The sequence below is a fragment of the Pacificoceanicola niger genome (assembly GCF_048553275.1).
Lineage (GTDB): Bacteria > Pseudomonadota > Alphaproteobacteria > Rhodobacterales > Rhodobacteraceae > Pacificoceanicola.
The window spans coordinates 204,637-225,095 of record NZ_JBLZMW010000005.1 but is presented as its reverse complement, the minus strand read 5'-3'; the positions used below and the strand labels follow the sequence as shown (position 1 = coordinate 225,095).

19 protein-coding genes are annotated in these 20,459 nt (G+C 58.0%); 7 read left to right on the top strand and 12 right to left on the bottom strand.

Features of this window, described 5'->3' with window-relative positions; all coding sequences use genetic code 11:
* Window positions 1–19 precede the first annotated feature (19 nt).
* Together ACN2XU_RS09410 and ACN2XU_RS09405 are read right to left on the bottom strand one after the other, a co-directional pair.
* Complete coding sequence (locus tag ACN2XU_RS09410; protein ID WP_419410173.1) at window positions 20–736, bottom strand: sulfotransferase-like domain-containing protein; 717 nt, start codon at window positions 734–736, stop codon at window positions 20–22.
* Window positions 733–1,632, bottom strand: a complete 900-nt coding sequence (locus tag ACN2XU_RS09405; RefSeq protein ID WP_419410200.1) for a D-amino acid aminotransferase — start codon at window positions 1,630–1,632, stop codon at window positions 733–735. The genes ACN2XU_RS09410 and ACN2XU_RS09405 overlap by 4 nt, the downstream gene beginning before the upstream one ends.
* Window positions 1,633–1,769: 137 nt before the next feature.
* On the opposite strand from ACN2XU_RS09405, the gene msrA reads away from it, so the two are divergent.
* Complete coding sequence (gene msrA / locus ACN2XU_RS09400) at window positions 1,770–2,381, top strand: peptide-methionine (S)-S-oxide reductase MsrA (protein ID WP_419410199.1); 612 nt, start codon at window positions 1,770–1,772, stop codon at window positions 2,379–2,381.
* Here msrA and ACN2XU_RS09395 read toward each other — a convergent pair.
* Both ACN2XU_RS09395 and ACN2XU_RS09390 read right to left on the bottom strand, forming a co-directional pair.
* Window positions 2,378–3,250 carry a ribokinase gene (locus ACN2XU_RS09395; RefSeq protein WP_419410172.1) on the bottom strand — a complete coding sequence of 291 codons (873 nt, stop codon included), beginning with the start codon at window positions 3,248–3,250 and terminating at the stop codon, window positions 2,378–2,380. The genes msrA and ACN2XU_RS09395 overlap by 4 nt on opposite strands.
* A gap of 33 nt (window positions 3,251–3,283) precedes the next feature.
* Window positions 3,284–5,539, bottom strand: a complete 2,256-nt coding sequence (locus ACN2XU_RS09390) for an NADP-dependent malic enzyme (protein ID WP_419410171.1) — start codon at window positions 5,537–5,539, stop codon at window positions 3,284–3,286.
* 115 nt (window positions 5,540–5,654) lie between these two features.
* On the opposite strand from ACN2XU_RS09390, the gene mutS reads away from it, so the two are divergent.
* From mutS to ACN2XU_RS09375, 3 genes are all read left to right on the top strand, one after another.
* Complete coding sequence (gene mutS, locus ACN2XU_RS09385) at window positions 5,655–8,276, top strand: DNA mismatch repair protein MutS (protein ID WP_419410198.1); 2,622 nt, start codon at window positions 5,655–5,657, stop codon at window positions 8,274–8,276.
* A gap of 258 nt (window positions 8,277–8,534) precedes the next feature.
* Complete coding sequence (locus ACN2XU_RS09380; RefSeq protein WP_419410170.1) at window positions 8,535–8,846, top strand: type II toxin-antitoxin system MqsR family toxin; 312 nt, start codon at window positions 8,535–8,537, stop codon at window positions 8,844–8,846.
* 1 nt (window position 8,847) lies between these two features.
* Entirely contained in the window at window positions 8,848–9,282 is a 435-nt protein-coding gene (locus ACN2XU_RS09375; protein ID WP_419410169.1) for a type II toxin-antitoxin system MqsA family antitoxin, read from the top strand.
* A 120-nt stretch (window positions 9,283–9,402) separates the two neighbouring features.
* Here the strand turns inward: ACN2XU_RS09375 and ACN2XU_RS09370 are convergent, their stop codons facing one another.
* Complete coding sequence (locus ACN2XU_RS09370; protein WP_419410168.1) at window positions 9,403–9,960, bottom strand: nucleotide exchange factor GrpE; 558 nt, start codon at window positions 9,958–9,960, stop codon at window positions 9,403–9,405.
* Window positions 9,961–9,969: 9 nt separating this feature from the next.
* Complete coding sequence (hrcA, locus tag ACN2XU_RS09365) at window positions 9,970–11,034, bottom strand: heat-inducible transcriptional repressor HrcA (RefSeq protein ID WP_419410167.1); 1,065 nt, start codon at window positions 11,032–11,034, stop codon at window positions 9,970–9,972.
* A gap of 115 nt (window positions 11,035–11,149) precedes the next feature.
* On the opposite strand from hrcA, the gene rph reads away from it, so the two are divergent.
* From rph to hemW, 3 genes are read left to right on the top strand one after another with little or no spacing between them, the layout of a single operon-like run.
* Window positions 11,150–11,863, top strand: a complete 714-nt coding sequence (gene rph, locus ACN2XU_RS09360; RefSeq protein WP_419410197.1) for a ribonuclease PH — start codon at window positions 11,150–11,152, stop codon at window positions 11,861–11,863.
* Window positions 11,860–12,474 (top strand): RdgB/HAM1 family non-canonical purine NTP pyrophosphatase, encoded by a 615-nt coding sequence (rdgB, locus tag ACN2XU_RS09355; protein ID WP_419410166.1) that lies wholly within the window; start codon window positions 11,860–11,862, stop codon window positions 12,472–12,474. Before rph ends, rdgB begins: the two co-directional genes overlap by 4 nt.
* Complete coding sequence (hemW, locus tag ACN2XU_RS09350; protein ID WP_419410165.1) at window positions 12,464–13,621, top strand: radical SAM family heme chaperone HemW; 1,158 nt, start codon at window positions 12,464–12,466, stop codon at window positions 13,619–13,621. Before rdgB ends, hemW begins: the two co-directional genes overlap by 11 nt.
* A 12-nt stretch (window positions 13,622–13,633) precedes the next feature.
* On the opposite strand, the gene ACN2XU_RS09345 is transcribed toward hemW, so the two are convergent.
* Genes ACN2XU_RS09345 through rho form a run of 6 tightly spaced genes read right to left on the bottom strand, consistent with a single transcriptional unit; the run spans window position 13,634 to window position 20,431 of the window.
* Entirely contained in the window at window positions 13,634–14,536 is a 903-nt protein-coding gene (locus ACN2XU_RS09345; RefSeq protein WP_419410164.1) for a ParB/RepB/Spo0J family partition protein, read from the bottom strand.
* Between the two features lie 25 nt (window positions 14,537–14,561).
* Window positions 14,562–15,371, bottom strand: coding sequence for a ParA family protein (locus ACN2XU_RS09340; RefSeq protein ID WP_419410163.1), 810 nt, complete (start codon window positions 15,369–15,371; stop codon window positions 14,562–14,564).
* Window positions 15,364–15,924 (bottom strand): 16S rRNA (guanine(527)-N(7))-methyltransferase RsmG, encoded by a 561-nt coding sequence (gene rsmG / locus ACN2XU_RS09335; RefSeq protein ID WP_419410162.1) that lies wholly within the window; start codon window positions 15,922–15,924, stop codon window positions 15,364–15,366. The genes ACN2XU_RS09340 and rsmG overlap by 8 nt, the downstream gene beginning before the upstream one ends.
* A 56-nt stretch (window positions 15,925–15,980) precedes the next feature.
* Entirely contained in the window at window positions 15,981–17,849 is a 1,869-nt protein-coding gene (mnmG, locus tag ACN2XU_RS09330; RefSeq protein ID WP_419410161.1) for a tRNA uridine-5-carboxymethylaminomethyl(34) synthesis enzyme MnmG, read from the bottom strand.
* Between the two features lie 12 nt (window positions 17,850–17,861).
* Window positions 17,862–19,145 carry a tRNA uridine-5-carboxymethylaminomethyl(34) synthesis GTPase MnmE gene (gene mnmE / locus ACN2XU_RS09325; RefSeq protein ID WP_419410160.1) on the bottom strand — a complete coding sequence of 428 codons (1,284 nt, stop codon included), beginning with the start codon at window positions 19,143–19,145 and terminating at the stop codon, window positions 17,862–17,864.
* A gap of 14 nt (window positions 19,146–19,159) precedes the next feature.
* The gene (gene rho, locus ACN2XU_RS09320) at window positions 19,160–20,431 is read right to left on the bottom strand and encodes a transcription termination factor Rho (RefSeq protein WP_419410159.1); all 1,272 of its coding nucleotides are present in this window, start codon (window positions 20,429–20,431) and stop codon (window positions 19,160–19,162) included.
* Window positions 20,432–20,459 lie beyond the last annotated feature (28 nt).

Below are 20,459 nucleotides of genomic sequence, written 5' to 3'. Positions count from 1 at the left end.
AAAGAGTTTCAGACGATGGTCAGTTTTTTGCGTGGGCGACCATGAAGTCATAATATTGCATGGCCTCATCGGCGAGCGCCCCGGCCCGGCCGTCCAGATTTGGAAGTGGCCCCTCCGCCCCGGCAAAGCCCGTACTGCCATGTACTGACTTATACCAATGTGGCGCCCAGGCCCCGTCATAGGGCTTGGGCCCGGCAGACCAGGTCAGCACGGCCGGATCCCAATCAAGCCCGACGGTTTCGCACAGCTGGCGCAAGGCGCGTTCCGGGTTCTTCCGGATATCCGCGCTGTCGATCACAACCGGTGTCTGACCCAGGGCACGGCAGTGCTCGAACAACTCCGCTTGCTTTTCAAAACCGATGTCATCGGCTCCGGCTTGCGGATAACCCTTCGTAAAGCTGGCAACCACGCGTGCAGGGTGTCGCAAAAGGAAGACATTCACGCAATCCGCCATGAAGTCGCGCGGGATGCCATCAATCATGTGCTGGCACATATGCTTGTGATAGGCATGCGGTTTGCCGTTCGGGATCGGACCGATCAGGCTCTGTTCCACCTCAAATGGCCCCTCGGGGCGACTTTCTCTGATCTCTATGGCCATAGGATGATTCAGACCGGTAAGCCGCAGATACGGCCCGTAGAATGGCTCATCCACGGCGTGGAAATCGGCGCGATTGCCAAATGCATACATCATCGCCGTCGACAGGTTGCGCGGCCCGGACCACATGGCCAGCCTCATCGTGTCACCAATTCCTTGTAAAGCGCCCGGAGCCGCTTCGTCACCGGCCCCATCTGACCGTCACCAATCTTCCTGCCATCTATTTCGCCCACCGGAGTTTGCGCCCCGAAGGTTCCGGTCAGGAAGGCTTCGTCGGCTCCATAGGTGTCCACCAGAGAGTAATTCCGCTCAAACACCGGAATGTCATTGGCGCGGCACAGGTCGATTACCTTCTGCCGGGTGATTCCGTTCATGCAGTAATCCCCCGTCGAGGTCCAAACGGCGCCTTTGCGCACGATGAAAAAGTTGCACGCATTCGTGGTGTTCACAAAACCATGCACATCGAGCATCAGACCCTCGTCAGCCCCTGCCTTCTCTGCCGCGATGCAGGCAAGGATACAATTCAGCTTGGAGTGTGAATTGAGCTTGGGGTCCTGCGTCATCGGAAGTCCGCGAATGTGCGGCACGGTGGCGAGCCGGATCGGACGCGGGATCGACGGCTTGGAATGCTCCATGATGATGACAATGGTCGGCCCCTGTTGCGACAGGCCGGGATGTTGAAATGGGCGCGACTTCACTCCGCGCGTCACCATCAAACGTGCGTGGGCGTCGTTCGTCATGCCGTTGGCGTCTTGCGTCTCTGATATTGCGGAAATCACCGCGTCGCGGGTCATCCCGATGTCGAGATCAATGGCCTTGGCCGCCTCGAACAACCGGTCCATATGCTCATCCAGGAAACTCCAGCGTCCATCATAGAGCCGCAGCCCCTCCCAGACACCGTCTCCAAGCATGAAGCCGGAGTCAAAGACACTGACCGTCGCCTCGGCTCGGGGTTTCAGTTGGCCGTTCAGCCAGATCAGCACGCTGTCATTGCGCGCATCTTCTTCGGCCTGATGGGTTGTCACATGCTCTGTCATGGGCGGCACGCTAGGCAGGAAATGGGTCTCACGCAAGCTCACCTTCCGGTGAGACCGCGTGGAAAGGATTGCCAGTTTGCGGCGCAGCGGTCAGCCTCGGCCAAAAGAGGAGATAAATCGTGACCCGTTTTGCCAAAATGCTCGCTTTCATCGTGCTGTCCTGTGCCCCCATAAAGGCGCTCGCGGCTGATATCATCGTGGCCGGTGGCTGCTTCTGGTGTGTGGAGGCCGATTTCGAAAAAGTCCGAGGGGTGCAGGATGTCATCTCCGGCTATACTGGCGGCACGTCGGCCAATCCGACGTACAAACAGGTCACCAAGGGAGGAACGGGGCACTATGAGGCGGTGAAAATCCACTATGATCCCGGTCAGACAACCCCCCGTGCGCTCTATGATCTGTTCTTCCGTTCTGTTGATCCAACGGATGCCGGAGGTCAGTTCTGTGATCGCGGCGAGAGCTATCGGACAGCTATTTTCGTCTCTAACGCCGCGCAAAAGCAGGCAGCAGAGGCCGCAATGGCCGCCGCAGAAGCCGAGCTTGGGCGCAAGATCGTTACCCCGATCCTGAACGCCAAACCGTTCTACAAGGCCGAAGACTATCATCAGGACTACTACAAGGGCAGTAACCTTGTGCTCACGCGGTTCGGGCCCCTGAGCCAAAGCAAGGCATACAAGCGCTACCGCGACGCTTGCGGACGGGACCAGCGGGTGAAAGCACTTTGGGGGAGCAACGCGCCGTTCGTGAACTAGAACGATGCGTCCTGCACGTCCTTCAGGTCCGGGATCACATCCGCCGCTCCATGACGCGTGACCATGAGCGCCCCCGCCTTTGAAGCAAGACGAATGGCTTGCTCCATTGGCATCCCACGATCAAGGCCGGCGATCAGATAACCGGTAAAGGTATCTCCCGCGCCCGTTGTATCCACCGGTTCAACCTTGAACGAAGGATAGTCCTTGGCAACATCGTGTTGCGTATCGTACCAGCGGCAGCCCTTGGAACCCAGTGTCACGACAATGTCGGCGACGGGCATTTCCGAAACAGGCCTGCCGGTCGCCTCCGCGAGCTGGGCCGCTTCCACTTCGTTCAGGACAAGCAGATCGAGCGCCGGAAGCACGGCCTGGACAGCGGCGGCATCAAAGGGCGCGGCGGCGTAGGCAACGCGCAATCCCTTCGACTGCGCCAACCGCACGCCTTCGGCCTGAAGGGTCGTCTCGTTTTGTGTCAAAAAGAAATCGCCTGCCTGCGCCTCGGCCAGAGCATTGATCAGGGACGCATTCGACAAGGCGGTGTTGGCGCCCGGGTGGATAATGATCGAATTCTCGCCTGCATCATCCACGGCGATAATCGCGTGGCCCGTGGCTTCGTTCGAGACTGCGATTTGCCGGGTATCAACGCCATATTCGGTCAACCGCTCCACAGCCCAGGCGCCATCAGCGCCAACAGCCCCGATATGAACACACCGCGCGCCCGCGCGGGCGGCGGCAACGGACATGTTCGCACCTTTGCCACCAAGGCCCCGCGTGAAGCCGCGCGCCGCCAGCGTCTCACCCGCCTGCGGCAGATGCGGAACGCGGTAGACGAGATCCGCATTGATCGATCCCAGGTTGAAAATCGTCACTATCTCGCCCCTTTTTTGCGTTTTTGCGCGCGCTCAGCCGACCTTGCACGCCGCCAGAATAGCCATGTTCAGGATGTCGTTGGCGGTGGAGTTGGTGGAGCAAATCTGGATTGATTTGTCGACCCCCGCAAGGATCGGGCCGATCACAGTTGCGCCCGCCATCTCCTGCATCAGCTTGACCGAGATTGAAGCCGAGTGCCGCGCCGGAACGACAAGGATGTTCGCCGGACCAGTCAGGCGCTGAAACGGATAGGCTTCTTGGGCCTTCAGGTTCAGAGCCACATCCACGGTCATCTCGCCTTCGTATTCGAAGCTGACGCCGCGCTGGTCCAGGACCTTGGGTGCGATGTGCATTTTCTCGGCGCGCTCCGAAACCGGGTAACCGAAGGTCGAGAACGAGACGAAGGCCACGCGCGGCTCGAGTCCGAGATGCTTGGCCACATCAGCCGCGCGCTCCGCGATATCAGCCAGATCATTTTCATCCGGCCATTCATGCACCAGCGTGTCGGCGATCAGGACGATGCGCCCCTTGTGCAACAGGGCGGTGACACCGGCGGCGCCATCACCCGCCTCGGCGTCGAACACGTGGTTGAGGAGCTGCATGACATGCGCCGATTTTCGCGTCGCGCCGGTGATCAACCCGTCACCATGACCGTGGGCCAGCATAAGGGCCGCGAAGACGTGGCGGTCGCGGGCAGCAAGACGATGGATGTCCTGCCGATCCATGCCCTTGCGCTGCAACCGCTCGTACATGAAATCCTTATAGGTCTGAAGATGGCGGGAATTGGCGGCGTTCACTACCTCCAGTTCGCGCACGGCATCGCCAAGGCCCGCGGCCTCCAGCTTTTCCTTAACGTCGCCCTCGCGACCAACAACCAGGGCCTTTCCAAGGCCAGAGCGCTGATACATCACAGCGGCGCGCAGAACGCGCGGGTCATCGCCTTCGGCAAAGATCATGCGGGCCTGCGCCGCGCGAGCGCGGGCGTTAATGCCGCGCAGAATGCTGGCCGTCGGGTCCATACGAACCTTCAGGGTCTCCTCATAGGCGTCCATATCGACGATCGGACGCCGCGCGGCACCCGTTGCCATGCCGGCCTTGGCCACGGCGGGCGGAATACGGTGGATCAGGCGCGGATCAAAGGGCGTCGGGATGATATAATCACGGCCAAAGGTCAGCGCCTTACCGTATGCCAGAGCCACCTCATCCGGCACATCTTCGCGCGCCAGTTCGGCCAGAGCCTGCGCACAGGCAATTTTCATCTCGTCATTGATGGCGCGCGCATGCACGTCGAGAGCGCCACGGAACAGATAGGGAAAGCCCAGAACGTTGTTCACCTGGTTCGGATAATCCGACCGTCCGGTGGCGACGATGGCGTCGGGGCGCACGTCGTGCGCTTCCTCCGGCGTAATCTCCGGGTCGGGGTTCGCCATGGCGAAGATCACCGGGTTGTCCGCCATGCTGGCAACCATGTCCTGCGTCACCGCCCCCTTGGCCGACACGCCAAGGAACACATCCGCGCCCTTCATCGCATCTTCAAGCGAGCGCGCTTCGGTCTGGGCAGCGTGCGCCGACTTCCATTGATTCATACCCTCGGTGCGGCCCTGATAGATCACGCCCTTCGTATCGCACATGATGCAATTGTCGTGCTGGGCGCCCATCCGCTTGATAAGCTCAAGACACGCGATCCCGGCCGCTCCCGCGCCGTTCAGCACGATCTTGCAGTCTTCGATCTTCTTTCCAGACAGATGCAGCGCATTGATCAGGCCCGCGGCACAGATCACGGCGGTGCCGTGCTGATCGTCATGGAAGACGGGAATGTCCATCTCCTCCTTCAGACGCTGTTCGATAATGAAGCACTCAGGCGCCTTGATGTCTTCGAGATTGATACCGCCGAAGGTTGGTCCCATCAGGCGGACCGCCTTGCAAAACTCATCCGGGTCTTCGGTGTCGAGTTCGATGTCGATAGAGTTCACATCGGCAAAGCGTTTGAAGAGCACGGACTTGCCCTCCATCACCGGCTTGGAACCCAGCGCTCCGAGATTCCCAAGGCCGAGAACCGCCGTGCCGTTGGAAATTACCGCAACCAGATTGCCCTTGTTGGTATAGTCGTAGGCGAGTTCGGGATTTGCGGCGATGTCTTCACAAGGCACCGCAACGCCCGGCGAATAGGCCAGCGACAGATCCCGCTGTGTCGTCATTGGGACGGTGGCCTGCACCTCCCATTTGCCCGGTGTCGGTTCGAGATGGAAGGCAAGCGCCTCTTCGCGGGTAAACTTGGGTTTCGACATGCTTCCTCCCGGACGTCCTGAATATCGGGTTTTCCCCGCTGATCGTGGGCCTTAATGTCACGCGAAACCCTCGGGGGGAAGACACGTGAGCGCTAACAAAACAACAGTCACGCCGATGATGGCGCAATACCTGGAGATCAAGGCCCAGTACCCGGATGCCTTGCTGTTCTACCGGATGGGCGATTTCTACGAGATGTTTTTCGACGACGCAGTCGCCGCAGCCGAAGCGCTGGACATTGCGTTGACGAAGCGCGGCAAACACGACGGAGATGACATCCCCATGTGCGGGGTGCCGGTTCATGCCGCCGAAAACTATCTTCTGACCCTGATCCGTAAGGGATTCCGCGTCGCGGTGGGCGAACAGCTCGAAAGCCCGGAAGACGCGAAGAAGCGTGGCTACAAAGCCGTGGTCAAGCGGGACGTGGTCCGGCTTGTGACGCCGGGTACCCTGACCGAAGAGTCTTTGCTGGAGGCGCGGCGACATAACTTCCTGGCCGCTTTGGGCCGTGTTAGAGACGATTTTTCCCTGTCTTGGTGCGATATTTCCACCGGCGCGTTTCACGTGATGCCCTTGGCGCGGGCCAGGATCGGGGCAGAATTGGCACGTTTGGCCCCCTCCGAACTGCTCACGACAGAAAAGACCGAAGAGGATCTGCGCGACGTTTTGGCGGATCTGGGGCTTGAGCCGACGATCCTTGGCGCGGCCTCCTTCGATTCAAGCGCCGGCGAAACGCGGCTTTGCACTGTCTTTTCGGTTCAGTCCCTATCCGGTTTTGGAACCTTCTCTCGCTGTGAGCTGTCCGCTATGGGCGCCCTGGTCGATTACCTTGAGATCACCCAGAAGGGCCGCGTGCCCCTGCTGAACCCGCCACGGCAGGAAGCCGTCACGCGCCTCATGCAGATCGACACCGCGACACGGCGCAATCTTGAGCTGACTCAGAGCATGAATGGCGGGCGCGCGGGCTCTCTGCTGGCGTCGATCGACCGCACCGTAACGTCCGGCGGCGCACGTCTGCTCGAACGCCGGGTGTCTTCGCCCTCTCGCGAGATGGTGGTCATTCGCGAACGGCTCGACGCGGTCACCTGGGCCTGCGAGTCGCCACTGGCCGAGGCCTTGCGCAACAGCCTGCGGCGCGTGCCGGATCTGGATCGCGCGCTGTCCCGACTTGGCCTGGAGCGTGGCGGCCCGCGCGATCTGGCGGCGGTGCGCAATGCGATAACGCAGGCCGGGATTTTGCGCGAACAGATGAGCAATCAGGATCTGCCAGCCCTGCTCGGGCGGGCGGCGCAGAGCCTGTCGGGGCAGGAAACTCTGCTGGAATTGCTTGATGCCGCACTGATAGCCGAGCCGCCGCTTCTGGCGCGGGATGGTGGCTTTATCGCGCCCGGATATGATGCAGATCTGGATGACGCGCGAAAGCTGCGCGATGAGGGCCGCGGGGTGATCGCGGCGCTGCAGGCCAAGTATGCCGAAGAGACCGGCGTCAAAGCGATGAAAATCAAACACAATAACGTGCTGGGCTACTTCATCGAAGCAACCGCCACTCATGCGGACAAGATGATGTCGCCCCCCCTGTCGGAGACTTTCATCCATCGGCAGACCACCGCCAATCAGGTGCGATTCACGACTGTTGAGCTTTCTGAACTTGAGCGGCGGATCATGAATGCGGGGAACGAGGCGCTTGAAATCGAAAAGCGTCTCTATTCCACCCTGACGCAGGCTGTTTTGGACAATGCACCCGCGCTGTCGGACCTTGCGCTGGCCTTGGCGGAGTTTGATCTGTCGATCGGGCTGGCCACGCTGGCGCGCAGCAGGGACTGGTGCAAACCGGTCGTGGACGACAGCCGCGCCTTTGCCATTCAGGGCGGTCGCCATCCGGTGGTCGAAGAGGCTCTGAGCAAGGCCGGAGAGCCATTCATTGCCAATGACTGCGTGTTGAACGCGGAGGGTGATGCCGCCTCTGTCACGCTGCTGACCGGTCCGAACATGGCCGGTAAGTCGACGTACCTGCGGCAGAACGCGCTAATCGCACTTCTGGCCCAAATCGGCTCTTACGTGCCCGCGAACAGCGCCCACATCGGTCTCGTCAGCCAGATTTTCAGCCGCGTTGGTGCAAGCGATGATCTGGCGCGAGGGCGCTCCACCTTTATGGTCGAGATGGTCGAAACCGCAGCGATCCTGAACCAGGCGGACGAACGCGCGCTGGTCATTCTCGACGAGATCGGGCGCGGCACCGCGACCTATGATGGCCTATCGATTGCCTGGGCCACATTGGAACATCTGCACGAAAGCAATCGCGTGCGCGGTCTGTTTGCGACGCATTACCATGAAATGACCGCTCTGGCCGGCAAGCTGCCCGGTGTGCGCAATGCAACCGTTGCCGTTAAGGAATGGGAGGGCGACGTGATCTTCCTGCACGAGGTGCACGATGGCGCGGCGGATCGGTCCTATGGGGTTCAGGTCGCACAGCTCGCGGGCCTGCCCAAGGCGGTCATTGCCCGCGCGCGAAGTGTTCTTGATGCGTTGGAACAAGGGGAGCGGGACCGGGCTTCGCCGAAGGCTTTGATTGACGATCTGCCACTGTTCTCCGCCGCCGCGCTGGCTGGACCACAGCCGAAGCCAAAACAAGGCCCTTCCGAATTGGAGCAGCGGCTCGAAGCTCTGTTGCCGGACGAGATGACGCCGCGAGAAGCCTTGCAGGCGCTCTATGACCTCAAGGCACTGATAAAACCCTGACGGGGCCGATCCGGGATGGCGCACCGCAAGAAAAAGGCGGGGTATTGCCCCAGCCCCTTACGGCAATTGTTGATATGATCGCTTCTGTTGGTCGCACTCCGGCCAACTTGTCCTTTTAGTCAAGACACTTGGCGGGTTCTCAGAGGGAGGAGCAGGTGAGCTGTGTCCCGAAAATATCTTCGACAGCGAAGAGGTTGCCGCCGCGCAAGCTGGACGGTGTGTCGGCGGAGGTGCTGGACTACTTGAAATTACACCATTATGGTGCTACGTGATGGAAAAGAAGAAACCGACATACGATCTCCGATCAATTCAAGCGTCTGCCGGCTCGACGATGGGAATACGAACGCCGCCATGCAGGGTGCGGCAGAGATGGGAGTGACCCGTGCCGACATGATCGGCGTCATCAAGGGCCTTAGCTATCGTGATTTCTACAAGTCGATGACCACACCCAATAATCACAGGGTGTGGATGGATGTCTATCACGGGCGAGCGGACGGATATGAGATCTACATCAAGTTCGTACAAGACACTGTCGCTGAGTTCACGTGCACGTCCTTCAAGGAGAAATGAGATGCCTGGAGTTGAAGAGATAAGAGTGCATCCGGAGACCGGTATGACGCTCGTTCGCGGTGTTCGCACAGTCGTGCTCACCTTTCGTTCTCAAAGCGAGGCGGTCGAAATGCCGGGATGGTATCCGGCTGACGACCCTACTGCGGACCAAGGCATCCATGATGCCAAAGACATGCAGGTGTCTGACCGCGCGATCAACACCATGAAAGCCCGAGAGATTGGAGTGATGACTCCGGGGCAGGTCCGGGCAGCTCGCAAGAAACTCAGACTTTCGCAGCGTGATGCGGGTCGCCTCATTGGCGGCGGGCCAAATGCGTTTCAGAAATATGAATCAGGGGATGTGGTGTTGAGCAAAGCCGCTGATACAGCCCTGCGACTTTTGTCCAACGATCCGAAGCGCCTGGATGAACTTCTGGACGAACCGCGCGTGGCTTGATCGTCAATCCCGCCATCCTCCATAGAGGCTTGAAGCCCGCGAATACTCGCAGGCTTCAACATTTGCCGTAAGGGGCTGGGGGTATTGCCCCGCCTTCGACGTTTCACATGAAACCGAGGCTCAACCAACCATGGAGCTGACGCCGACCTGAGCCGGACGCAGCAGGCGATCGTGCAGAGTGAATCCCTCAGCCGAGACCTGAATGATATCGCCGGCCTTCGTGCCGGGAACGGGCGCTTCGAACATCGCTTCGTGCACCTGCGGGTCGAACTTGTCGCCCACTGCCGGGGCCACGCGCTTGACCCCATGACGATCAAAGACCGTCAGAAGCTCCTTCAGCGTGAGCTCGACGCCTTCGGTGAGGGCAACAGATGCTTCACCCTCCGCCTCCTTCGCGGCCAGAAGCGCACGGCTGAGGTTGTCATAGACGGGGATCAGATCCCGTGCGATGCGCGTACCGCCGTAGGCCTGTGCCTCCTGCCGGTCCTTCGCCGCGCGCTTGCGGGCATTCTCGGCATCCGCAAGCGCCCGCATGAAGCGGTCCTTGTATTCGTCGCGTTCCGCCTCCAGCGAGGAAATCACCTCGTCCGCTGTTGGCTCCGCTTCGGAGGCTTCAGCCTCGGCGGCTTCCAGCGCTTCGATGTCGTCGAGAAAGTCGTCGTCTCTCGGGTCTGCCATTCTTCACCTCTAACTGCGGTCAGCGATCAGCTTGCCGACCAGCTGCGCCGTATAGTCCACGATGGGAACAATCCGGCCATAGTTTAGACGCGTGGGTCCGATGACCCCGACCGCGCCAATGATCTTACGGTCAGCGTTCATATATGGAGAGACCACCAGAGAGGAACCCGAAAGTGAGAAAAGTTTGTTCTCGGACCCAATGAAAATGCGAACGCCGTCGCCCTGATCGGTCAATTCCAGAAATTCGGCGATATCACGCTTGCGTTCGAGATCGTCGAACAGCTGTCGGATACGCTCCAGTTCCTCTTCGGCAGAGTCATCGCCAAGCAGATTCGCCCGCCCCCGCACGATAAGCCGGGCCGAGCTGTCGGATTCGCCGTCCCAAACGGCGACACCTGATTCGATCAACTCGGCGGCTAGACTATCGAGTTCAAGCCGACGGCGTTTGATTTCGTCGGTCATCACGTGGCGCAGCTCACTGAGCGTGCGTCCCTCGACCAAGGCGTTCACGAAATTCGCAGCCTCGCGCATGGAGCTTGGGGTTTGGCCGGGCGGCGGCGTAAAGACGCGGTTCTCCACATGTCCGTCGGCAAAAACAATCACGACCAACGCGCGATCCCGGCCCAGGCTGACGAATTCGATGTGTTTGAGCGGCGCTTCGTGCTTCGGCGTGAGCACAAGTGACGCGCCCTGCGTCACTCCTGAGAGCGCAGAGCCGACCTTATCGAGGAACCCACCCACATCTTGAGCATTGGCTCCCATGGTCGCGTCAATCTTCTCCCGATCCGTATGATCCAGATCCCGCACCTCAAGCAGGCCATCGACAAACATCCGCAGTCCGAGATGCGTTGGAATGCGTCCCGCGCTGACATGGGGGCTGTCGAGCAGGCCGAGAAACTCAAGATCCTGCATCACGTTGCGGATCGTCGCGGCCGAGACCTTTTCGGACAGCGTTCGGGTCAACGTCCGGGATCCCACAGGTTCGCCGGAATCGAGATAGCCCTCAACCACCCGCCGAAACACCTCGCGGGAGCGATCATTCATCTGCGACAGCAATTCATTCGCGGTTGTCATGCGTTACCTCGTCAACGTCCGATCATTAAAGACGCTGCGCGCGCGGCGTCAATCGGGCTTGCGTGAAGACCCCTGCCCCGTCTATCCGTGGCGCAGCTTAAGAAAGAGGACAATCATGAGACCTTCGGGACGGAACCTAAGTGAAATGCGAGCTGTTTCAATCGAAACAGGGGTCACGAAACACGCCGAAGGGTCTTGTTTGATCAAGATGGGCGACACGCATGTGCTGTGCACCGCGTCCATCGAGGAGCGCGTGCCGCCGTTTATCAAAGGATCCGGCCTTGGTTGGGTCACGGCGGAGTATGGCATGCTGCCCCGTTCGACCTCCTCGCGGATGCGCCGTGAGGCCACGACCGGTAAACAAGGCGGACGCACCGTGGAAATTCAGCGTCTGATCGGTCGGTCGCTGCGGGCGGGTGTGGATCGGGTCGCGATGGGTGAACGGCAGATCACCGTGGACTGTGATGTCATTCAAGCCGACGGCGGAACCCGATGCGCCGCGATCACCGGCGGCTGGGTTGCCCTGCGCATGGCGGTGAACAAGCTCATGAAGATTGGTGACATCAAGACGGATCCGCTTATCTCTCCCGTGGCCGCGGTCAGCTGTGGACTCTATGCCGGCCAGGCCGTGCTCGATCTTGACTATCCCGAAGACAGCGAAGCGGGCGTCGATGGCAATTTCATTCTCCGGGGTGATGGCCAGTTGATCGAAGTGCAGATGTCGGCAGAAGGCGCGACATTCTCCCGCGATCAGATGGGGACATTGATGGACCTCGCCGAGCAGGGTGTCGCCGAACTGGTCGAAGCCCAGAAAGCGGCGCTGGCATGACGCGCAAATTCGAGGGCGATCGCCTTCTTGTCGCGACACACAACCAAGGCAAGCTTGAGGAGATTGCGGATCTCCTCAAGCCCTTTGGCGTGACCGTCGTGGGCGCCAAGGAGATGCACCTGCCTGAGCCGGTCGAAGACGGCACCACGTTTGTTCAAAACGCCCGCATCAAGGCACATGCCGCCGCCAAGGCCACAGGCCTGCCTGCACTCTCCGATGACAGTGGCATCGAGATTGATGCGCTGGACAAGGCCCCCGGTGTATATACGGCGGATTGGGCCGAAACAGAGACGGGTCGCGACTTTGGTGTGGCCATGGAAAAGTCCTACCGGCGTATTCAAGAGAGCGGCACCCCTGCGCCGTGGACGGCACGGTTTTGCTGTACGCTGGTTCTTGCCTGGCCCGACGGACACGACGAGGTCTTTCCCGGCGTGATGGAAGGACAGGTGGTCTGGCCAATGCGCGGAGATCAGGGTCACGGCTATGATCCAATCTTCCAGCCGGTCGGCTATGAGATTACCTTTGGCGAAATGGATCGCTGGGAAAAGAACAAGATCAGCCACCGGGCCGATGCGTTCCGCAAATTCGTAGCAGGCTGTTTTGGCGACTGAAGACTGGCAATTTGGCGGCTTTGGTCTCTATGTGCACTGGCCGTTTTGCGAAGCGAAGTGCCCTTACTGTGACTTCAACAGCCACGTCACACAGAACATAGATCAAACGATTTGGGCCGACGCGCTGGCCAGGGAAGTCCGCCGCGTGGCGGATCTCACGCCGGGCCGGGTGTTGAATTCCATCTTTTTTGGAGGCGGCACGCCATCCTTGATGGAAGCCGCGACAGTTCAGAAAATTCTTGGGGCCGCTCAAGAGACCTGGACCTGGGCCAATGATATTGAAATCACGCTTGAGGCCAACCCTCGCTCTGTCGAGGCCGCGCGGTTTGAAGGCTATGCCGAAGCTGGCGTCAACCGGGTCTCACTGGGCGTTCAGGCTCTGCGCGCGGAGGATCTCAGACGGCTCGGGCGGCTTCATGATGTCCATGAAGCCAAGACGGCGTTTGACATTGCGCGATCTGTTTTTGACCGGGTCAGTTTTGACTTGATCTATGCCCGGCAGGGTCAAAGCCTGTCAGACTGGGAGGTCGAACTCGGTGAAGCGCTCTCGATGTCGGTCGATCACCTGTCGCTCTACCAGCTGACGATCGAACAAGGCACTGCTTTCGGCGACCGCTACAACGCGGGTCGACTCAAGGGCCTACCTGATGAAGACCTCGCCGCCGATATGTATGAGGTGACGCAAGCGCTCTGCTCGGCTGCAGGTTTGCCGAGCTACGAAGTCTCAAACCATGCAAGACCTGGCTCCGAGTCGCGGCATAATCTGATCTACTGGAATTATGGTGACTATGCCGGTGTTGGTCCGGGGGCCCATGGACGTCTGACGCAGAATGGCCAGAAATTTGCGACCGTCGCAGCATCGGCGCCCGGGAAATGGCTTGATCTCGTCAAAGACGGGCGCGGCGACACGCTGATGAACGCAGTTGGGCCGGAAGAGCAAGTCGCTGAATACCTCATGATGGGCTTACGTCTACTGGACGGTGTCGACCTGGTACGGCTCTACAATATGTCGAACTATCGAATTTCGGACCAGACAATCGCAGACCTGTTGGATCTTGACCTGATCTGGAAAACAGAAACGGCCCTCGGCGTGACGCCCAAGGGCCGTATGATCCTGAATGCCGTTGTCTCGGAACTCATTCCCTGACACGTCGCTCGGCTAGGCTGTACTCAGAATGGCGCACAGCGCGTCCAACTGTTCGAGCGATTCGTAAGAAATCGTGATTTTGCCCGCCTCGTGTCCAGGCTTGTGATCAATCGAAACCCTCATACTCAGCGCCGCGGATAAATCACCCTCCAACGCCCGCGTGTCCGCGTCCTTTTCGACCGAGACGCTTCCGCTTGGCCTGACTTTTGGCTGCGGCGGAGAAATCGCATCTTTCGCGAGCTTCTCTGCCGCACGGACCGACAGCCCCTTGGCCACGATCATCTTGGCCAGGGCTTCCGGATTTGGCGCTGTGATCAATGTTCGTGCATGCCCGGCACTGAGATCGCCCTGAACCACCATGTCCTGAACAGTCTCTGGCAAATTCAGAAGCCGCATCAGGTTGGCGATGTGACTGCGACTCTTACCCAAGGCCTCCGCCAGTTTTTCCTGCGTATGTCCAAACTTGAACATCAATTGACGGTAACCGGCGGCCTCTTCAATCGCGTTGAGATCGGCCCTTTGAATGTTCTCGATGATCGCGACTTCGAGAACTTCCGTATCGTCGAACTCGCGAACGAGAACGGGCACTTCGTGCAATTGCGCCATCTGTGCTGCGCGCCAGCGGCGTTCGCCCGCGACAATTTCGAATTCACTGGCATTCCTGGGATTCACACGGACGATCAGCGGTTGAATGATCCCCTTCGTACGAATGGAATCCGCCAACTCCTGAAGCTGGGCTTCCGTGAAGGTACGGCGTGGCTGATCCGGGTTGGGGACAACCCGCTCCACCGGCACGACGCGATCCGCCCGCACGGGAGATGTGTCGGTGCTCGCTTGCGGCTTGACCTCGACATCTGCCATCAGTGCGGACAATCCTCGCCCGAGGCCGCGTCTCTGCTCTTTCTTGTCTGCCATTTTGGCCCCCTGTTCTCTCTGGCGTTCAGGCCGCCAGCTTGGTGTTTTTCGCGACAAGTTCATCCGCAAGCATGCGATACGCGGCCGCGCCTTTGGATTGGGTGTCATAAGCCAGCACCGGCAAGGCATATGACGGCGCTTCACTCACACGCACGTTCCGCGGGATCACAGTCTTGAACACAAGATCCGAGAGGTTCGCCCGCGCGTCAGCCTCGACCTGCTGCGACAGGTTGTTCCGTGCGTCGTACATCGTAAGCACCACGCCTTCGATGCGAAGATCTGGGTTCGCGGATTGGCGGACGTCCCGGATAGTCAACATCAGTTGCGACAAGCCTTCCAAGGCGAAAAATTCACTTTGAAGCGGCACAAGCACGGAATGCGCGGCGACCATGGCATTAACCGTCAGAAGATTCAGAGACGGCGGGCAGTCGATCAGAATATAATCGAACTTAAACGCATCCATTGCGGGCTGGCGCAGCACATCGTGCAGCAAAAAGCTGCGCTTTTCGTTTGATATCAGTTCCATATCCGCAGAGCTGAGATCCACGTTGGCCGGTACGAGGTTCAGGTTATCGGTTGTCGTGGTCAAAATGACCCGGTCCAACGCTATATCTTCCAACAACAAGTCATATGTAGTGAATTCCCTGTCTTCTGGCTCTATACCCAGTCCAGTGGACGCGTTTCCTTGCGGATCAAGATCAACGACAAGGACCCGTTCCCCTTTTTCCGCCAGTGCCGCACCCAAATTAATCGTTGTGGTGGTTTTGCCAACGCCGCCTTTCTGGTTGGCCACTGCAATAATCTTGGGGCTGGCCGAGCGCGTCAGGTCAGACATGGGTGAGTTCTCCAATTTCGAGGACGACAGCTTGCGGGTTTGTTTTACTTTTATGCGCTGTAAATTTGAAGTTCCACGATTCTCCTGCTTCGGCGATCTCTGCTTGCCAATTTTCGCCTTTCGGCAGCATCGCCGTTCCGCCAGGAGCAAGATGCCTGTTTACGTATCCGAGCAACACAGGCAGCGGCGCAAGTGCCCGGGCAGAGATGCTCTGTGCGTCGAGAGGCGGTGCGGTTTCAATGCGGTCAGAAAGAACCTTTGCATCAATTCCAGTCTCCCGAATAACGGTGCGTAAGAACGTACACTTCCGAAGGTCGCTCTCAATCAGGACAGCCTTGGTTTCCGGAAACCTCTCGGCGCATAGAATGGCAACAATCAACCCCGGAAACCCGCCTCCGCTACCCAAATCGCCCCATATCCCGGAACGCGGCTGGTAGCTGTCCAGAATTTGAACGCTATCGATAAAATGTCTAGTCCACGCATCTCGTATCGTGGTTGGCGATATCAGATTGATTTTTCGATTCCACGTTTCAAGTAGGCTTAGGTAAGTCAAAAACCTGTCTTGTGTTTCACGTGAAACATCCGATTCATGCAGCGATACCGACGGCCTCATCCGACTGAACGCCGGTTATATTGCCGAAGCTTCGCCAAAATCAACGTAAGCGCCGCTGGAGTCATCCCATCGATACGCCCTGCCTGAGACAAATCCTCTGGTCTCGCTGTATTAAGCTTCAACTTGAGTTCAGAGGAAAGGCTGGGCAAAGCATCAAAATCGAAGTCAGCTGGAATTGCGAGCGCCTCATCTCTTCGCAATGCATCAACGTCCCTCTGTTGCCGCTCTATGTAGTTGGCGTAGAGCGCCTCCCGCTTAAGCTGTTCCCCGATTTCGGGATCGACGTTCGAAAGCTCTTCGGAAAGAGCGGCCACGTCTGAAAATTCTACATCCTTCAACGAAAGCGCCTGGAACGCGGATCGTTTCGTTCCATCAGGTTTTACACCTGCATTCATCGCTATGAGATCTTCCTTGCCGAGAACGAATTGTTCCGAGACATCGCGCACCTTGGAGAGTAGCTCCATCTTCAGGTTAAACTTGTCTTGCCGAAGTCGTGATACGCAACCCAAAGCGATCGCCTTCGGTGTCAGCCGCTGATCGGCATTGTCAGCACGGAGAGACAGTCGAAACTCCGCACGTGATGTGAACATACGGTAAGGCTCAGTAACGCCTCGTGTTGTCAGATCATCAATCATGACGCCAATATAACTTTCGCTGCGCCCGAACCGGATCGGATCACGGCCTTGAGCCACCGCTGCCGCATTCAAACCAGCGACCAGACCTTGGGCTGCGGCCTCTTCGTATCCGGTGGTTCCATTGATTTGACCGGCCAGAAACAAGCCATCCACGCTGCGCACGGCAAGCCGGGAATCCAACTCCCGCGGATCGACGTAATCATATTCGATCGCATAGCCGGGCTGCAGAATTTCGACGCTTTCCAAGCCAACGATGCTCCGAACGTAGGCTTCCTGAACTTCCTGCGGCAGCGAAGTTGAAATGCCATTCGGATATACCGTGTCGTCATCGACCCCTTCTGGTTCCAAGAAGACCTGGTGGCTGTCCTTTTCAGAGAACCGGACGACTTTATCCTCAATAGAAGGGCAGTATCGGGGGCCCACGCCACTAATATGTCCGCCATACATCGCAGAGCGCTCTAAATTGCGGCGGATGATCTCATGAGTCTTTTCATTGGTGTGGGTGATTCCGCACGAAACCTGTCTTGCAGAGACGGACTTTGACATGAATGAAAAGAGTACAGGCCGTTCATCACCTGGCTGGCTTTCAAGAATATCCCAATTGATCGTTCTACCGTTAAGACGCGGCGGTGTCCCGGTTTTCAAACGTCCGAGTGTGAGCCCAAAATCGTCAATCCGCTCGGCCAGCCGCACGGAAGGCTTATCACCCATGCGGCCCCCAGGCGTCTTTTCATCTCCGATGTGAATCACGCCGCGCAAAAATGTACCACTGGTTAGCACTGTTGAAGAGCTGGACAGCCGTGTTCCGTCAGAAAGCAGCGCCCCCAGGACTTTGCCGCCCTCAATAACGAAATCAACGACTTCACCCTCGACGATGTGCAGATTCTCAGTCTTTGCAAGAGCATTCTGCATTGCTGCCCGATAGAGTTTTCGATCTGCTTGCGCGCGCGGACCTTGAACGGCGGGTCCTTTTTTTCGGTTAAGTAAACGGAACTGGATGCCTGCTGTGTCTGCAACATGGCCCATAACGCCATCCATGGCGTCGATCTCCCGGACAAGGTGGCCTTTTCCCAATCCACCTATTGCAGGATTACAGGACATCACGCCCAGATCACTCTTTCGCAGAGTGATCAATGCGGTCGAGGCACCCATCCGTGCTGACGCCGCAGCGGCCTCCGCGCCAGCGTGGCCGCCACCGATGACGATCACATCAAAACGATTTTGTTTCACGTGAAACACTCCTCATTTCCCAACGCAGAAGCTCGAGAAGATCTCATCAAGCAGATGTTCGACATCCACGTACCCAAGGAGCGCACTCATACCACGGGCCGCAGTCCGAATCTCTTCGCTGACAATATCATAAACCTCGGGACCGCCTGCCAACAACTGTAGCGCTTGATTCAAGTTTGAAATGCCATTCTCAAGGACAATTCTATGCCTGACCCGGCTCGCAACACCCGCGCCTGCCGTCAGGCCATGCAAGATTCCAGTCAAGCGATCAAGAAATTCAGCGGTCCCCAGCCCCGTCTTTCCCGAAATTCCACCGACATAACCGCCCTCATCACATTTTCCGACAAGGACAATATCAGTCGACCGGACGTCAAGATACGGCGTTTCATCCGCATCAATTAAATGGACCCTCACATCCGCAAGATCTGCGCGTGCCTTGGCTCGATCTACACCAATAAGTTCAACCACGTCTTCCGTTTCGCGCAGACCAGCGGTGTCGATCAATGTGACCGCATATCCGCTAATATCCATGCGAACTTCGATCACATCGCGTGTTGTCCCCGCGACTTCGGAAGTAATCGCAGCGTCCCGACCAGCTAGGTAATTCAACAGCGTCGATTTCCCAACATTCGGTGATCCAACAATAGCGACTTCGAATCCACTTCGCACGCGCTCGGCGGCATCCAAACCTGACAATTGCCGATCTATTTGATCACGGACACCACTGATCAGATCACGCACTTCATCGCTGACATCGACTGGAACGTCTTCATCCGAAAAGTCGATCGTCGCCTCCAGCAAAGAGGCTGCCCGAATGACATCTCGCCGCCAATTCCCAACCAAAGCGCCCAAAGCGCCGGAAAGAACATCGGTCGCCTGCTTTCTCTGCGCTTCAGTTTCCGCCTCGATGAGATCCGACAGGGCCTCAACCTGGGTCAGATCCAGAACACCATTTTCCAAAGCGCGCCGCGTAAATTCTCCCGCGTCCGCGTGTCGCAAACCTTCAATGCTCGATAGACAATGAAGCACTGCAGCTATGACAGCCTGACTTCCGTGCACCTGAAATTCTACGACAGCTTCGCCGGTAAAGCTTCGTCCCGCTTCAAAAAACAAGACAAGCGCTTCGTCGATCAACGCGCCATCGTGGTTCCGTAATTTGCGCAAACTGGCGATGCGCGGCTTTGGCAATTCCCCACACAAAGCGCGGCCGGCAGCCTCTGCTGCCGGACCTGAAATGCGAATTACAGAAACGCCCGCCTTGCCGGGTGCCGTTGCCAGAGCAAAGATCGTATCCATGACATCAACAGATATCAGGTGTTCATCGAGTCAAAGAACTCGGAGTTTGACTTGGTCTGTTTCAGCTTCGTCAAAAGGAACTCGATTCCGTCGGTAGTCCCCATCGGGTTGAGAATACGACGCAGGACAAACGTCTTCTGCAGATCTATCTTGTCCACCAGAAGTTCCTCTTTCCGGGTGCCGGACTTGAGGATGTCGATCGCAGGGAACACGCGTTTATCGGCAATCTTCCGATCGAGAACCAATTCAGAGTTACCTGTCCCTTTGAACTCTTCAAAGATGACCTCGTCCATCCGCGAGCCCGTATCAATCAGGGCCGTTGCAATAATCGTCAGAGATCCGCCCTCTTCGATATTCCGTGCTGCACCAAAGAATCGCTTCGGTCTTTGCAGCGCGTTTGCATCAACACCGCCGGTCAAAACCTTGCCAGATGACGGAACAACAGTGTTAAACGCTCTACCAAGTCTTGTGATCGAGTCGAGAAGAATAACAACATCTCGTTTATGCTCGACCAAACGCTTGGCTTTTTCGATGACCATTTCAGACACGGCAACGTGACGCTGTGCGGGTTCGTCAAAGGTCGAGGACACAACCTCGCCTTTCACGGATCTCTGCATGTCCGTAACTTCTTCCGGCCTTTCGTCGATCAAAAGAACGATCAGGTAGCATTCCGGATGATTCTTCTCGATGGAGTTCGCAATGTTCTGCAAAATCACGGTCTTACCTGTCCGCGGCGGCGCGACGATCAAACTCCGCTGTCCCTTGCCTATGGGCGCGACAAGGTCGATCACCCGCGCGGAACGGTCCTTGATCGTCGGGTCTTCTATTTCCATTTTCAGCCGCTCATCCGGGTACAGCGGTGTCAGGTTGTCGAATGCGATCTTGTGACGGGCTTTCTCCGGATCTTCGAAGTTGATCCGCGTCACGGACACAAAGCAGAAATACCGCTCTTCGCCATCGGGCGCCTTGATTTCCCCCTCAATGGTATCCCCGGTGCGCAGCGAATACTTCCGGATCATTTCGGGTGAGACGTAGATATCGTCCGGACCCGGAAGGTAGTTCGCTTCCGGCGACCGCAGGAAACCAAACCCATCTTGCAGGACCTCAAGAACACCATCGCCGAAAATGTCCCAGCCATCGTCCGCTCTCTCCCTCAGAATCTGGAACATCATCTCACCTTTACGCATGGTGGATGCGTTCTCGATTTCGAGCTCCTCTGCCATTGAAAGCAGATCTTTCGGGCTCTTGGCTTTGAGATCAGCCAGGTTCAAACGCTCTTGGGTCATACAGTGCCCTTCGGGCAAAACTGCCCGC